The organism is Burkholderia sp. AU6039 (assembly GCF_002223365.1).
In the GTDB taxonomy this organism is placed as follows: domain Bacteria; phylum Pseudomonadota; class Gammaproteobacteria; order Burkholderiales; family Burkholderiaceae; genus Burkholderia.
The window spans coordinates 262,092-276,812 of sequence record NZ_NKFK01000001.1; the positions used below are offsets into that span (position 1 = coordinate 262,092).

At 58.5% G+C, this 14,721-nt stretch carries 13 protein-coding genes; 1 reads left to right on the forward strand and 12 read right to left on the reverse strand.

Annotation, left to right across the window (positions count from 1 at the left end; genetic code table 11):
* Nucleotides 1-75: 75 nt before the first annotated feature.
* The 4 genes from CFB39_RS01230 to CFB39_RS01245 form a co-directional block, all read right to left on the reverse strand.
* Nucleotides 76-2,652 (reverse strand): hypothetical protein, encoded by a 2,577-nt coding sequence (locus tag CFB39_RS01230; protein WP_089471961.1) that lies wholly within the window; start codon nt 2,650-2,652, stop codon nt 76-78.
* Complete coding sequence (locus CFB39_RS01235) at nt 2,645-4,291, reverse strand: hypothetical protein (protein ID WP_089471962.1); 1,647 nt, start codon at nt 4,289-4,291, stop codon at nt 2,645-2,647. Before CFB39_RS01235 ends, CFB39_RS01230 begins: the two co-directional genes overlap by 8 nt.
* Before the next feature lie 563 nt (nt 4,292-4,854).
* Nucleotides 4,855-5,436 carry a recombinase family protein gene (locus CFB39_RS01240; RefSeq protein ID WP_089472001.1) on the reverse strand — a complete coding sequence of 194 codons (582 nt, stop codon included), beginning with the start codon at nt 5,434-5,436 and terminating at the stop codon, nt 4,855-4,857.
* A 414-nt stretch (nt 5,437-5,850) separates the two neighbouring features.
* Nucleotides 5,851-6,279 (reverse strand): transcriptional regulator, encoded by a 429-nt coding sequence (locus CFB39_RS01245; protein ID WP_089471963.1) that lies wholly within the window; start codon nt 6,277-6,279, stop codon nt 5,851-5,853.
* Nucleotides 6,280-6,458: 179 nt separating this feature from the next.
* Between CFB39_RS01245 and CFB39_RS39145 the strand changes: the two genes are divergently transcribed.
* Nucleotides 6,459-6,875 (forward strand): hypothetical protein, encoded by a 417-nt coding sequence (locus CFB39_RS39145; protein WP_144030218.1) that lies wholly within the window; start codon nt 6,459-6,461, stop codon nt 6,873-6,875.
* Nucleotides 6,876-7,530: 655 nt separating this feature from the next.
* Here the strand turns inward: CFB39_RS39145 and CFB39_RS39150 are convergent.
* The 8 genes from CFB39_RS39150 to CFB39_RS01275 all read right to left on the reverse strand — a co-directional run bounded on the left by CFB39_RS39150 (nt 7,531) and on the right by CFB39_RS01275 (nt 14,701).
* Entirely contained in the window at nt 7,531-7,995 is a 465-nt protein-coding gene (locus tag CFB39_RS39150; protein ID WP_144030219.1) for a hypothetical protein, read from the reverse strand.
* A gap of 161 nt (nt 7,996-8,156) precedes the next feature.
* Nucleotides 8,157-8,372 (reverse strand): hypothetical protein, encoded by a 216-nt coding sequence (locus CFB39_RS39155; RefSeq protein ID WP_144030220.1) that lies wholly within the window; start codon nt 8,370-8,372, stop codon nt 8,157-8,159.
* 152 nt (nt 8,373-8,524) lie between these two features.
* Complete coding sequence (locus CFB39_RS01255; RefSeq protein ID WP_089471965.1) at nt 8,525-9,472, reverse strand: helix-turn-helix domain-containing protein; 948 nt, start codon at nt 9,470-9,472, stop codon at nt 8,525-8,527.
* Nucleotides 9,473-9,485: 13 nt separating this feature from the next.
* Nucleotides 9,486-9,932 (reverse strand): hypothetical protein, encoded by a 447-nt coding sequence (locus tag CFB39_RS01260; protein ID WP_089471966.1) that lies wholly within the window; start codon nt 9,930-9,932, stop codon nt 9,486-9,488.
* Nucleotides 9,933-10,245: 313 nt separating this feature from the next.
* The gene (locus CFB39_RS39160) at nt 10,246-10,524 is read right to left on the reverse strand and encodes a hypothetical protein (protein WP_144030221.1); all 279 of its coding nucleotides are present in this window, start codon (nt 10,522-10,524) and stop codon (nt 10,246-10,248) included.
* 892 nt (nt 10,525-11,416) lie between these two features.
* The gene (locus CFB39_RS01265; protein WP_089471967.1) at nt 11,417-11,704 is read right to left on the reverse strand and encodes a PAAR domain-containing protein; all 288 of its coding nucleotides are present in this window, start codon (nt 11,702-11,704) and stop codon (nt 11,417-11,419) included.
* A gap of 13 nt (nt 11,705-11,717) precedes the next feature.
* A complete protein-coding gene (locus CFB39_RS01270) occupies nt 11,718-12,677 on the reverse strand; it encodes a T6SS immunity protein Tli4 family protein (RefSeq protein WP_179257633.1) in 960 nt (319 codons plus the stop codon).
* A 77-nt stretch (nt 12,678-12,754) separates the two neighbouring features.
* The gene (locus CFB39_RS01275) at nt 12,755-14,701 is read right to left on the reverse strand and encodes a triacylglycerol lipase (RefSeq protein ID WP_089471969.1); all 1,947 of its coding nucleotides are present in this window, start codon (nt 14,699-14,701) and stop codon (nt 12,755-12,757) included.
* Nucleotides 14,702-14,721: the final 20 nt, after the last annotated feature.

The window sequence follows — 14,721 nt, forward strand, 5'->3', positions numbered from 1 at the left end:
GTACTTTAGTGGCTCTACGCTCGAGCAACAACAGCGTGAACAATGCTTACCGCTGCCATGCAATCAATTGCAGGCCTATCGCTGACGCTCAAGCTGCGGCACGAGCGCCGCTTCCGGCTGGACCGCCATCACGAAGTCCTGTTTGAAGGATCGAATGGACCCGAAGTCCCAGAAACCGACCTGTTCACCGTGGACTTCAGCGACGACACGAGGATAGCTGCAATCTCCCACGATGCAACAACCGCCTACTTCGATTCGCGGTGCATCGGACAAGTCTGTGCTCCAGAACCGGCCAAACTCGTTGGTGAGCCGAATCCATCTGTCCACGCGAGCGGCATCCAAAGGATTGGGACGAAGCGTCGCCGCGGTGTAGCGTCTGAGTTCGTCGCTTGCGTTGTCGTCGCTGGCAACAGGGGGGGCGAGGGCGAGGAACATTGCTTGGGCGCGCAGCTGTTCATTCTGACCTTCTGGGTCGAACGCATTGACCGGCGATTCTGGGACCTTGTCGCCATTAGTCCATGCGAGCCACAACAGCAACACACGAAGCTGAATTGCTTCCTCAGCTTCCGAATCCGTATCGTCCACCAGTGTGTCGATGAGCCGCGTTCTGGAATTGAACAAGCACCGCAAGGATTCATCCAGCAAGCGACGGCGATCGGCCTCGGGAACGAGGAACTCGCGCGCCATTCGCCAACGGGGTAAGCGTTCGAAGCGCACCAACTCTTTCACGAGCGAAAGTACGGCGATGAGTTGAACGAGCGCCCTTGCCTTGGTGTCGGATTGGTCGGCCTTCGTCAGCTTGAGGAGCATCCGGTTGATGAGGTTCGTTACCTTTCTGGCGACCCGCCGTGCGATCTCGGCATCTTGGAGCGCCTGGGACTGAGCATCTACGTACGGCGGGTCGTCCGATTGCTCCGGGTCGTCGTCCTGATTGACTTGTTCTTCCTCGGTTCGGCCCGACCTGTCCATAGGCACGCTCGGCTGGGTCTGTAGCTCCTCGCCAATTTTGCGGGCGAGCAGGTCGATCAGCGTGACGATATCGGAGGATTCGACTAGGCGGCGACGCTTCCGGGCCTGCCGAAGCTCGCTGACGCTGATTTCGAATGTGTCGGGCCGCCCGCCATTCGCGGTTCCGATTTGCGCCGATCTACGCCGCGATCGCACTTCGTTCTGCACTTCCTCTTCGGCGGCCGGATCGAAGATTGCATCTTCGACCGCTTTGAGCATGTCCGAAATGGTCTCGCCGGACGGGTCCAATGCACCTAGTGCATCGCGAACCTGACGATGTGACGTTTGCGTCGCCGCCGTTAGCAAATGCGGATGCGCGATCATCGCCCTTGCCACGCGCTCGCTACCCATGAACAAGTCGCATGCGCGGACCAACTTCATGTCGACCGAGACGGGAACAATCAGAACGTCTCCCTTCCGAGTGACGGCGATATTTGTTTGGATCACGCCTAGACTGTCGCTCAACAGGCTAGCACTGCCAAGCTCAATGGCCGGGTTTTGCGTCGTAATTTGCAGTTCGGTGGGGCTTGCCGCCACACCTATCCAGAAGCGCTCGGCGGATCCATCGGTCGCGCGCATTTCGGCGACACTTCGTGCAGCCGTGGCCGCGAGCTCGCTGGCCGAAAGCGCTGGCAACGTGAACATGCCGCACAAACCCAGAGCCTCTGCCGCGGCTTGTGCGTCCGGGCCTATGCGCATCACCACCGCTTCGACATTCGCGCTGTTCCCACTGCCCATCCAAGCGGGGCGGCTGGGGTTAGCGCTTCCGGATATGAGTGCGTGCCCATCGCTATGCGTCTGCTCAATGTAAAGCACCTTCGCATGCAAGTACTTGTCGCCGCGATTGCCGGTGCTCGTCCAGAGAAGCCTCGAGTCGACGAAACGTGCCTGCACCTCACGTATGCTTGGCAAATGCACGGTTTCCGGATCGATTGCGACGACCACGTTGGCCTGCGGCCAGCGTTCGTGCAGGTGCGCGATGAAAGCCAGATCGCTATCGAAGAATGCACCAGTTACCCCGATACTGCGAACTGCGCCTTTCACGCGCGCCCCGATTTGCTCGATGAGCGACGGCCCCCCCGGGCGCTGATGCAACGCGACGGTTGTCGTAGTCTCGCCCGGCGACGACAGTGGTGCCACGCTTTTGGAAAAGGAAAGCACAGCTTCGATTAAGGACGGCGGCACATGCTTGCGTGCAAGTTCGATCCATTCGCGCACCATCTGCCACACCGAGTCCAGCAACGCGGTGCCTTCCCGATCCGTACGGTCGGTCACGTGTACCCAGTTCGTGATCTCCCGATTGTAGCCAAAGCCCGACAGCGTCAGATTGTGGCTTCCGACGAGAACCGCCGCCTTCTTTTTGCCGGCCAAAATGCAGACCTTCGGATGGAACGCTCCGGACACGCTTACCGGCACGAGCGAATACGCCGTGCCTGCGAGCCTCGGGCGGGTCGCTTCGGATTGCCAGCTCAAACTGCATTGCGCGTGATCCATCAATACGATGTTCTGCTGACAGCCTGCCGCCACCAAACGACGCAGCACGACCTCCTCGTAGAAGGACAGACTTGCGTTGAACGAGGTGATCAGCGAAGCGTCGAATCCGCCTTGCTTGATGACATTCAAAAGGGAAATCGAATCAGGCACTGACGGCCTCCATCAGCTGCTTGCCTTCCGCGCTCAGCGACGTCTGCTTGTCGTCATCGCGCACAACCGCACCTATGTCCATCAAAATCTGTAACGCCTGACGAAAGCGCGGCGTGGTATTGGAGGGCGCCGGTATGTTTCCATCCGTCAGTTGCAAGCCGCGCTCAGAAGGACGGAAGCGAAACGTTGCCGAACTCGTGCGATGAAGCTTGCGCAACGACACGCGCAAATGCGTATTCATGCACCACGCCACGACTTCGTAGACTACGTCACCTAGCGGCATCTCACGCCATGCCGCGGCTTTGCGCCGGAACGTATACAGATTGATGGGGTAATCCTGTAGCGCTTGTGGCGTGATTGCGAGCCCCTCATAGGGAGGGCGATTTAAATCGTCGCGAATGGCGAGGATCGCGAGCACCCGCATGGCCGACGCAAGCAACGCAGCGTCGCTTGCTCGCCCCCAGGACGACACCATGTTTTGAGACAGCGGCATCTCGTGACCGTCTGCGGACCACTCACCGAGCGCCGGCAACGCCGATTCGATGTCCGAGAGCCACGCTCCAAATGTCGCACAACCCGTGTCGGCAACGAAGCCAGCCACGTGGTCCGATTCCTCGAATGCCTTTGCGAAAGCCTCGACCGTGTCGGACACGTAGCGCTCTCCCGCGGTCTGCGGGGACAACTTGTTCAAGGCAAGGGCGAAGATCGTCTGAACCGCGACTGATAGCAGATCGTTGCGGACGTAGACGGCCCAGTTCTCACGCGTGGACGCGAGATCTGCCGGGATGCTCCAGTCCGTTGCGCCAGGCAGCGCGTTGCCATACACGGCGGTCCGGAATACATATTCGGAGAACTCGATACCGGGCGGCAGATTGTCGATGAGGCGCTGGATCAGTGCCAGCGAACGCTTGCGCTGCGTGCCATCTTCGCCGTACTCACGCTGCCGGTCGAAATAGATGTCGGTGAGTTGTTCGCGCTCGCTCGATCCCGCGTTTCGAAGATGACACGGGCAAAACGTATGCAACTGCCGAAGGTCGACGTCAGCGACCTCACCACGCTCGAGGATGTTCCAGAAAAGGTCTGCCGGCACCGACGCATCAAAGGCTTCGGCAATGGGCTTGCCGACTTCCTTGGTGAATCGAAACCACGGTTTTCTGCCGCCGTCCAGCACACGCAAGTCGGCCAGCGTGCCCGCGTAATACTGCGAAAGTCCACCCATGCGATTCATGAAGTACCGGTCTTCGGAGTCGTTGGCGGTGAACCTGACGAGCTTCAGTGTCTCGCCGTCGATCACTCGTTGTACCGCGCTGACCAGCTTCTGTCGACCGACCATCGCTGCGCCGTGACGCTCGCTAATTTTGTCGGTGCATTGCGCGTGGTGTTCGGCGATCAGCGTGAACAGGCAATCGGCCCGCCGAAAGCGCTCGACGAACGATGTCTCGTCCTCGTCATCCGGAAAGCGTTGAGCGAGCGACCAAATGAGCCACGGATAGAAGGAGTAGTAGCGGGCCCGGTCAGTGACGTTCGTGATACCCGGCAACAGCTGGCTGTAGATAAGGACGCACGGCGCCTGTGCACCGAGGTGATCCAATCCGCCGATGGAGTACGGAGGTTCAACCCACGCGGTGTCGACTTTCAATTCTCTTTCTCGCTTGGTGGTATTTATTTGAGGAACAGAATGACTTGGCATGCGCAGTGGGGCCGTTCTGTTTGCGCAATCGTCGCTTCGCCGGGTTCATCTACGTTATCGGCAGACGTTGTCAATTCTAAAGGACCGATGGACGCGCGTGCCTCGTGTTTTACCCCGTCTCGAATCGTCTGCCATACGACGGCTTGATTGATGCTGTTCAAGCTGTCCCCTTCCCCAGCCGGAGGTGCTTCGGCGTCGACAGAAATCCATGCCTTGCTGGCTTCGAGATACAGTCGAAGTCGGTCGACGACTCGTTCATTGACCGCTTCATCGTCGATAAGAGTCGCTCGAGCACGGAAGGATTTAGATCGTCTTTGGATGAGCTACTGCCGGCCGCGTCGGCAGGCAGCGAAGGACGTCAACAATTGGCAAGTTCGGGGTCACCGCCCAGTTGCCCGTTCAGCGGCGTTTCCTAGGTCGCGAGCTCTTGGGTACGTCAACCACGCCGCCGCGGCTCGCCTACCGGGTGAGCGGGACTGCCATGCAATCAATTGCAGGCTCACCACCGGCACTCAAGCTGCGGCGCGGTCACGCACGCGCATGATGACTTGTCGTGCTACCCCGTACTCTCTGGCGAGCGCGTAGACCGTCGCGCCCTGCGCGAGGCGTTGCCGTACATTCTGCTGTTGATCATCCGATAGTACCGACGGGCGGCCTAGCTTGCGGCCTTGTGCTTTCACCCGCTGCAAGCCTGCTTGCGTGCGCTCGATGAGCAAATCGCGTTCGAACTGCGCGACGGCTGTTAGGACGCCCATTGTCATCTTCCCTGCGCTAGATGTTAGATCTACTCCACCGAGCGCTAGGCAGTGAACGCGCACACTCAATTCGGCGAGTCTCTGTACAGTCTGCTGTACGTCGATGGCGCTGCGGCCCAGTCGATCGAGCTTCGTTACTACCAGCACGTCGCCCTCTTCGATGCGGTCCAGCAGCTTTTGAAAACCCGGCCGCTCGTTTGCGAGCACGCTGCCAGAAATGTGTTCGCTGATTGTTCGCTTGGCAGCGACATCGAAGCCTGCTGCCTTGATCTCCGCTATCTGGTTTTCGGGGTGTTGGTCGTTCGTGCTGACACGGCAGTAGGCGAAAACGCGACTCATGATCACCTTCACGGTGTTTTGCAATTGACTGCACGGCCGCCGCAACGGCCCAGGAGTACCAAAACCTACTTCAATATTAGTACAGGGGTACGAAAACTCAATGCCTAGTTTTCGCACTCGTTGGTGAACGGATGAGAGCATGAGTCCGGAACCGTTCGTATTAGTACTCACCGCGGAGCTCCGAATACTTGTTACGAGTCCCTGGGCAACTGGCGTGAAGTACGGCAGGCGCAATTGGTTACAAAAGCAAGCAAGGCCGCTGCAATGGGCGCCGGTCAACGCTCGCACGAGCGTTTGGCGCGACGGAGCTTGTGGGTAGAGTCAATCGTCAAATTGGCGCTGCAATCAAGTGCAGCGCTCCACGGCGCATGTGTCGCTCATGCGCCGCAGCTCAATCCGCCCGGGCGATCGCCCTTAATTGTCCTTCCAGATTTCCCGGTCCAAGCTGAATTGCTCAATCACGCCTTCGACGAGCTGTCTCTGGTAGGCGGACAGACGACGCAAGCGGCCAAGTAGTTCGAGTTCGTCAGGCGTTGGCTTGACTGCCTTCTCCTCTTGCTGTTGCTGCGGGGAGTGGCGGGGGCGCCTCATGTCGGTGACGCCGAACCGAAGCCACTGCTCGGAAACATCCAGCCATGTGGCAAGCGTCTTGACTTTGTCTACGGTCGGCCGGGCGGTCCCCATCAGCCATTTCTGAGCAGCTTGAGGAGTGATCGGCTCGGCAGGGTGGCGAAGGTTGAATTGAATAGCCAGTTCCGACGCAGTCTCGATGCGCTTCGAGCTGCGCTTCAGGGCCTGCTTGAGGCGGGCCGCAAACTCCTTCTTTTCGTCTAAATCGGGCATTCGGCAAGTCTCGGGCACGCCGAACTTGCTCTGGAAACTAAACAGTTGTTTATGTAAACCAAACGGTTCTAAACTGGGATCATGCGCGCGAGGTTGCGATGTGCTTCGCGCGAAGCTGTGGACGAAGGACTGCTTGCGGCGAAGCTCGGCTTCGCTTCAATCGCACCCGCGGGGGAGCTATGGACTATAAGACGCTCGACAAGATTGTGCTGGCAGTGGTGCTCGTTCCTTTGGCAGCCGTTGCGCTGGGTATCTTTATGAAGGGGAATAGTGCTGGAGCGAGTAGTGCGGGTGCGGCAGTTCCCGAGCAATTGGCCACATCAGCGCAAATGAGCGAAGCCGACGTTGTCCGCGAAATTCAGCGAACCTCGCCGCTCGAATGGCACTACGGTTACATTGCGCCTGGTACCGTTGAAGTTGTTTCTTCGTTTGCGGGCCATGATGGTGCCAGGTGTGGCACAGTTGGCTACCGCGCGGATTGGGGAAACCTAGGAGACGGATATCATCTGAGCCGCTTTATCGCACGCGATGGTCATGTTTCGTACGAGGTCCGACTCGGTGACCTCGCGGAAAGCTGGTCGCAGTATTGTCGATAGAGCGCCGCGTTACGAGACGGAATGAACTGTGCCGTCGATCGTGCAACTGCGCCTCTTTTTTCCGGTGGAATTTGACGGTCGGTTCGTCCATCGTCAAAAGGCCCGTGCACTCGATTGCATGAACCGATTTCCCGCGCACCCGAGTGCATCCAATATGGCGCTGTTATTTCGCAGGACAACAAGGTTAACGGTGTCGTCACCGTACCAGGCTACGGTCTGTCCGATCACTGTTTTGCAATCAAGTGCAAAAGGCGACCCCGTGAAGGCCTGGAGCTGTCGCCACTATCGGAGCCGAGTTGGTGCCTTTTCCCAGGACGTGCCTCAAAAGCGCTCTTTAGGATTTCAAAGGCACAGGCCGCAGGGTCGAAAGATGGATCCTGAGCGTCTGACGGTACATGATTCTCCTTTGCCTTCTGCTCGGTGTTTGTATTCATCGTTAACCTTGAGATGCTTGTAACGTTTCGGCGCTTCTTCGTCATAGTCGTTGATAGTATGTGAGTCGAGTTATAACGACACCTTGGGCGATTGCAGAAATTTTGACGGTGTGCGTCTACTTGGGCGTCGCGGTCGATCGGGCCAATCGAATGTTCAGGAGACGGAGCGCGAATGTGGGTTGAATTGTCTGACGTTGCGCATATGGGGACTCGGCGACAGGCTAATAAAAGCCTTCGAAATCGTGGGTGATTCCTGCTAGCTCAGCTAACTCCCATAGAACCGTTAGGCAGCTTTCCAAAAGCAACATAGTTCGATCGGGATTGGCCCAATCTCTGTCAGCATGCTTTCCTCCATGGAAGAGATTGTTGCGGACTACTTGAAGCAGGCGAACCACTTGTGCGAGCTGTGGAGTGTTGGGTTCAATTGCAATCTTTTTCCATACAAGTTGCTTTCCGTGCCCGACGTATTGTTCCTTGGGGCTGGCGGTCAGCAATTGTGCCGCAGCTTCAGAAAATTGAAATTCGGCATGATACCTGCCAATCAACCTGCCCCAGCCCGGCAGTGCTTTCGCACCTTCATTTTCATTTTGCAGATAGCCATTCTCCTTTAGCGCGAACTCGAAACGAGAGAAGCGATAGAAGAACTCAAATGCTAACTTGGATAGTTCGGAGGTGGGCGCTTCCATTGCCATATTCCGGTCTTGATGTGCGGTTGCGGTCGTGCAATTGAGTGCAAGAGAGCGAACTACTTGGGCTACTCGCGGACCCTGCTACTGTCCGGATGGCTTTTTCTTCAGCGCCACTCGTACCACTCCGGGTACTCTGGGAGTCTTCCGGCACCGTCCGCTCAGGCGTAGATGTTTTCGAACGTTTCGGCGTTGCTTTCCGGGATGTCCGGACGGAGCAGACGCTCATTGTCGAACTTGTTCGGGGTCAGCTGGTACTTGTCGAGATGCGATCGTGGATCGCTACACTGTTTTTGCGTAGTCATGACCGGCTCCATTGTCTGCCTGATTGCTGCTTTTTCGTCGCAATATTTGACGACCCTAACGTCGATCACCAAGTTTTATCGGCGCTGCAATCAGTTGCAGAGCTTACTCTGCACGTTCGCCGTCTCATAGTAGTTGTTGAGGTTCGCGATCAGCCGATCGTGTCGAACCGGGTCCAGAATTGTCTTCATGTGCGCAGTTACCCGCTGATTGGGGTGTTCGCCCTCTAATTCTTGGAATTCAGAATAGCCATTGCCTTCTCGTATGCGGCCTGCTTCTCGGCTTCCGTCATCGGCTTGTCGGCCGGGTCTGGGGTCTTCTCACCACTATGGACTACAGCAGCCGGTTTGTGAAACGACTTGGGTGTGGTAACAGACAGTTGGGCGGGCTTGTACATCATCTGCGCCAGCACATCAACGTGCGCCAGCAGAAAGCCCGTGTGGGGCTTCGTAGGGATCGTCAGCAGCCCTGCCGCCTTCTTGGTCTTCACCGCGAACTCTGCCCAATTCGCAATGGCGTAGTCGAGCGCTACGAGCGCCTTGTCGCCCATCTTCTGGCCGAACTGCTTCAACTGGCCCTTCTCTTTTTGCGTCAGTTCGCCCTGAAACTCTCCCGTGGTTTCGGCCATGTGCTGCTTCCAGCGCACCACCAGAGCCGCCGCGCCTTTCGCCTGAATGCCTTTCAGCGAGAATTTGTCCAGCACGTCTTTCGCGGTTGTCATTTCGGGGTTCGCCTGTCCGCTGTTCCCGGTGTCTTTGAGAGTGGGTTCGGCGAGCGGGTTTTCGCTCGCGGAATTTAAAGCTGTTCCTGTTTCTGTTCCTTGTTCCGATATTCCTTGTTTATGGGCCAATATGGCACCAAGGTCGGTGCCATATTGGCACTTTGGCCCGGCAGTGGGTGCCATGGTGGCATTGATCAATAACTGATAACTATTCGAGATTGGTTCGCCCGCTCGTCGACGCGCCTTCGAATGGATCAGCCCTGTATGCTTGAGTTCGGCGAGCGCTCGTTTTACAGTGCGCTCGGAGTTGCCCGTTTCCTTAGCGATCAATGCGATCGAAGGGCAACACAATCCTGTGTTTCTGTTGTGGTGATGGGCTAGACAAAGAAGCACGGCTTTTTGCCGACGTGGCAGCATCAGCCCTTGAGCCCAATCCGTGGCTTGATAGCTCATGATCAGTCCGCTGTCAGAGGCAGAGGGCCGCAACTTCACTTGTGCGAAAAATCGTGCCTAAGCGAGCGTCGTCAATAACGGGGGTAATGAGGCCCAAGGTCATCGCCTTTTTCACGTCTTGCCAGCGATAACCTTGTGCTTTCAAGCCGTTGCGGCTGATCAATTCGGGCGGCAGTTTGCCCAGTTGCGTGTTGTACTTCGGCCGAAGCTTCATGACGTAGAGCCACTTCGCCTCAGCGGCGGCTTCCGCCGTCTCACAAGCAATGACGGTATAGCGCGAGAACACTTTGCGACTGCGCATGTGCATGGCGACCGATTCATCCGCCCACCCGGTCGAACTGCCAACATAGACGACCTCATCCCCCTCGATAAGAAAGTAGACGCAGGGTCCGCCCACCGGGACAGGGCGGCTAGTTGTAACCAGTTCGACTTGTTCGGCTAGTGCATCCGAAAGGAACATTGCTCACTCCTTTGATTAGCGGCTCTCAGAGCTATCGCTGGCTCGGTTGATGGGAGCCGACGGACTTGGTCCGCGAATCGCGACGTGCACGTTCTAGTAAGCTGCGACGAACGTGCATGCGGGACGAACGCTGTGTCGACGGTGTCGGTGTACGGGCCGCAAGGCGGCGACACCTTTTGCATTGCGGGTTTCCAAAACGGCGCTCGGTGATAAGGCCTGTCGCGGAGTGTTCGTGCGTGCGCTCAACAGCTATGGGAGGACCACGGCAACACGTCGAGCGACAGACTCAATCAACGAACACTGCGCCAGCTGTCTACGTTTCGAGAAATTTTTTGACCACCTCTGTTCGCCAGTACGGACGTCCATCATTTCCACAGGGTTGGGGAATACGGCCCAACTTCAGACGCTGATAGAACGCGCTACCCGAGATGCCGCCAAGCAACGCCTGGAAATTGGCAACGCGGATGCGGCCCGGTTGATCTAGTGAGATCGCTGGCGGTTTAGGTGCCGTATGGCCATTGGTGCGTTTGCGGGGGGCTGACGCCACGGCGTGAGCGTGGCCTGCGCGGTTGTTGTTAAAGGTGACTGCCATTTCATGCGCTCCGATGGTGGGGCGCAAAAGCGCCGCCAGTTAATCAATCAACCGGCGATCAAACATGCTCAAGGGAATTGAGCGCCGGAAGTGCGGATGTGACCCATTGCGGGTCCACCGTGATCCACTCCATTGGCGCGGTGAGATGATGCATAATTAGGATGTCATAACTTTGACTTGGATGCAAGCACATGGGGCGGTCATGTGCTTGCACTGTGCGCCTGAAATACGTCAGCATTGAAAGATCAGAACACGTCAGAAGTTCGCGTTGACCACCGAGCCGCCCCAATCCTCGGGCTTTACGAAGCCCGCGCGAAGAACACCGCGCTTGCGCTCACTTGAGATTAGCCCGACACGTTCGCCCAGTGCGTGTGAGTAGCAGGAGATAGGCGGGGGCAACTTTGGGGGCAACCAAGCGTGATCGGAAAATATGGATCAAGCATTCTCGGGGCATCTAGCCAGATGTTCGATCCTCCTCCGCTCCACCAACGGAATTCGAAGGGCTCGATCGTCTTGAGACAGGAAGGATGATTTTGCGCTGGTTGCAAAGATATGCTTCTGTTTACAAGGTGCAGCCTTATGCTTCGCGTACAAAGCCGGCCTCGAGCCGGCTTTGTTGTTTGTGAGCGACTTGCAATGACCCACTCGGGCCAAGTATTTGCTGGATCTGATGTGGAGTCACGTCAGCCGCCGTGGCTACGCTGGAGCCGACCTCCATTAGTGGCAACCGCCGCCCAGTGCCTGCACGCAGTCCCGGAACGACTGGCAACCCGAGAGAGCCAACGTCCACGCCAGCAGCAGCACCATTCCCGTCCATTTTCTGACCATCACACGACTCCCTAGCTGAAAAACAACGACATTCGCTGTCGACATCGGCAACTCGCCGCCGACGCTACGCATCCACATACGACGTCTGCTGGGACGGCACCAAGCGTGGCGGCGGCGTACACAAGCAGACACACAGATCATCGCTCAGTGCCGCCTGCCGTCCGTCGGGTCCGGTCGTGGAGACGCGCGGACCTTCGCACTGGATATGTCCCATGGTCTTGCAGACCGGACACCAGACCGGATCGGTCTCGTACGCCTGCTCGCGGCCACCGAGCAGATCGTGCGCGTCGCCGCCCTGCACGATCCCGCCGACCGTCGTCAGGTCACCCTTCACAATATCGTAACGGCGCATCGTTGGGCTCCGGTCAGACCGCGCCTGGTCGCGCGCGCAGGCTGTTCACCAGTGTGTCCCACGTCTGCAGCGCCCCCGCCTCGTCGACCGGCGAGGTGGATCGGTCCGGCGGCAGATCGCTACGCGCGGGCGCGCCCAGCAGCAGTTCGACCGATGTGTGCGGCTGCGCCACCGTGGCTGGATTCCCCGGCGCGAGCAGGTAGAAGCGATACACCGTGACGTCGCCGTCCTTCAGCGCGAACAGCACTTCCTCGGCGTCCATGCCGGCCACCGTTCGCTTGCCCTGTCGCAGGATACGATAGCTTCCGGGCATGCGATCGAGTTTCGCACGCAACTCGGGCAGGCTACTGGTGAGCGGCTGGGCTTGATCTTCTTCCACCGCGTCGCGCAACTTGATCACTAGCAGTGCCGGCCGGCCCGGCATGAGCGCGAACGACTGGCTTACTTCTTCCGTGTAGGTCGACGGTCCGGTGACAATCCCGCCGTCGAAGCAGAAACCCGATTCCGTCGGCACGGCCCAGTTGTCGCGTACCTTGATGCGGCGGTAGGTGTCGTTATAGATGCTTTCGGCTCGGTTCATCGCATCCGCCCCGATCCTGCCGGTTGTTTGGACGAGCGTACGGTTCGCGAACAGATAACCTTCCGAATCGAACGGTAGAGCTACTCCTTTCACCACTGCACCGTTGAAGAGGAAAACCCGCGAGTGCTGCACCGGAGAAAACGCCATTTCCAGCCATGCGCGCCCCGTTTTCTCATCCAGATTGACGGGATTCACCCGCTGTTTGGTGCGCAGTTCCTTCTCGCGCGCCGCGACTTTGGCATCGTAGGTCTCCACCGACACGTCGTGCGTTGTGACGAGTTTTTGTCCGCGGTACAAGTAGCTTTCGTTCGAGATCTCGCTCGAAACGGGGCGATCGAACACGAGGCGACCGACGCACCACGGACGTACTTTGGACAGCAGAGGATTGTTCATCGTTGGTTCCACGGAAAACGCAAGGGAGCAGGCACACAGACCCGCAAGCAAAAAAAGTATGCGAACGAAGCGCGTCATCATGCCTCTCCCGGCACGTCGATGTCCTTCACGATCTGCACCATACTGTAGAGGAGCGCCCAGCGTGTCCAGGGATGCGCGTAACTCTTCATGTGCTCATATCCGGCCTGCACGAACGCCATCTGCACGCCGTTCGCCGGATCACCCGGCACATCGGGCTTCAGGCCACGCGCCTGCGCGTCAGCCGACCATGCCGGCACGGTGCCGTCACCGCGAATGATGCCGGTCTTGCTCGCCACGCGATTCCAGTCGGTCGTAGCGCTCACGTCGGGGATCTTGTTGGTCTTCTGCATCGTAAACGTGACGCTCAGGTTGCGCTCTTTCAGCCGCACGCGGAGTTGGCCCTTGCCCGAATCGTCCAGCAGCTCGGCGGCGCGGAGCTCGGATTCCTGCACATCGGCCGGAACGTCGCCGGTCCAGATGGCGTTGCCCCAAGCCAGCAAGTTCTTCGTCAGCTCTCCTTGCTCGACAGTGGGCTTGTCCTTGTCGGTAGCCTCGGTCGTCGTGCCCGACGCGGGAGATCGCGTATCCAACCCGCCGTTGCAATATGCCACATACGTGTTGCCATGGTACTTATTCTTCAACTGGCTTTGCCGTGCGACCACTAGCGTCATCGTGGAGACGTAATTGTCGACCAGCGCACTGTCGCCGGTGTCGTCCCTGCCGAGTCGCTTCCTTACCACTTTGCCCGGATCGAGCTGAGCTGCCTTCGGCAGCAATCCGTACCAATCGGCATTGAGATACAGTTCGCGGAGCGCGTCGCCATGCTTCGGAAACTGCATGAGCACCGTTCCGTCAGGTCGAGCGAAAATCCACCATGCCGTGCCGTTGTTATAGTCCGGCATCGGTGTCAGCTCCATCGGCCCGGGTGCGTTCGCCATCACCGCAATGAATTCGTCCGCATCGCGTCCGAGCAGGCTGCCGTTGATAAATCCGTTCAATCCGCCTTCGGGGCCGCCACCTGTCTTGTAACGCTTAGCTGCCAGCGGCGCCCCGGTGGCAGGCTGTGCGCCGTGAAATACCCCGTGGATCGAGTCTTCCGCGCCATGGTTCAACACGGCAAAGCGAGCCACCAGACCACCCATCGAATGCGTCACGATGATGGCCTTGCCCGTGTCGTTCTCCTTGCAGATCTCGGTAATGCCCATGAGTCGTGTCTTCCCCTTGGTCTGCGGATCGGGACAATCGACACCATTGACCACATCGCGCCCCGAATCGTCGTTCGACTGCAGCCAGTTGTAGCCGATTGCGTAGACACGGTAGCGGAACTTGACGAACCGCCTGAACTCCGGCGACTCCGCGGCGATCGCCTCGCCTTTTCCGTACGCACCGTATTGCGTCGGCGCGGTGTCCAGCACCGGATGCAGCGCCCACGTCTCGCCCTTCGGATCGGGCTCGCACCAGGCACCTTTCAACTCGCCGCACAGCATGGGGTTGTTCAATTGTTGCTCGAGCCACAGCAGCACGGGCTGGTAACTGGTTCGGTAGACCGAACCCCAGCCGCGCCGCCGCGCCTCCTTTTCGGTGATCGTCTTGCCATCGCCCACGTTGATCGGTCCGAGCGGCGTCACCGACACCTTGAGAGGATCGAAACGGATCTCTCGCGACGATGCGCTTTGAAACCACCCGAAGAGGACCGACAAAAATCCGCCGAGCATCGAACCGACCGTGTCCATGTTCGGCGCAAAGAAGGCCTCGTCGCCGGTATCCTTGGTGACGATGGGGGAGCCCATGACGCCGGGGATGAAGATCACCGGGATGATGGGGCGTAGGTCATGCAACGTCTCCTTGGCGCGCGTATCGTCGGCCGGCGTCAGGGTGGCATGGGCATATGAGTCGCCCCCTTCATCGGTATGCGATGAAAGACGGACGACTTCGTGTTCGGCCTCGTCGTCGCCGGAACCCTGGCCCGGGGTGCCGGGACTCTCAGGCTGATTTTCGCTCATGGATGCTCGCTGATAGAGGT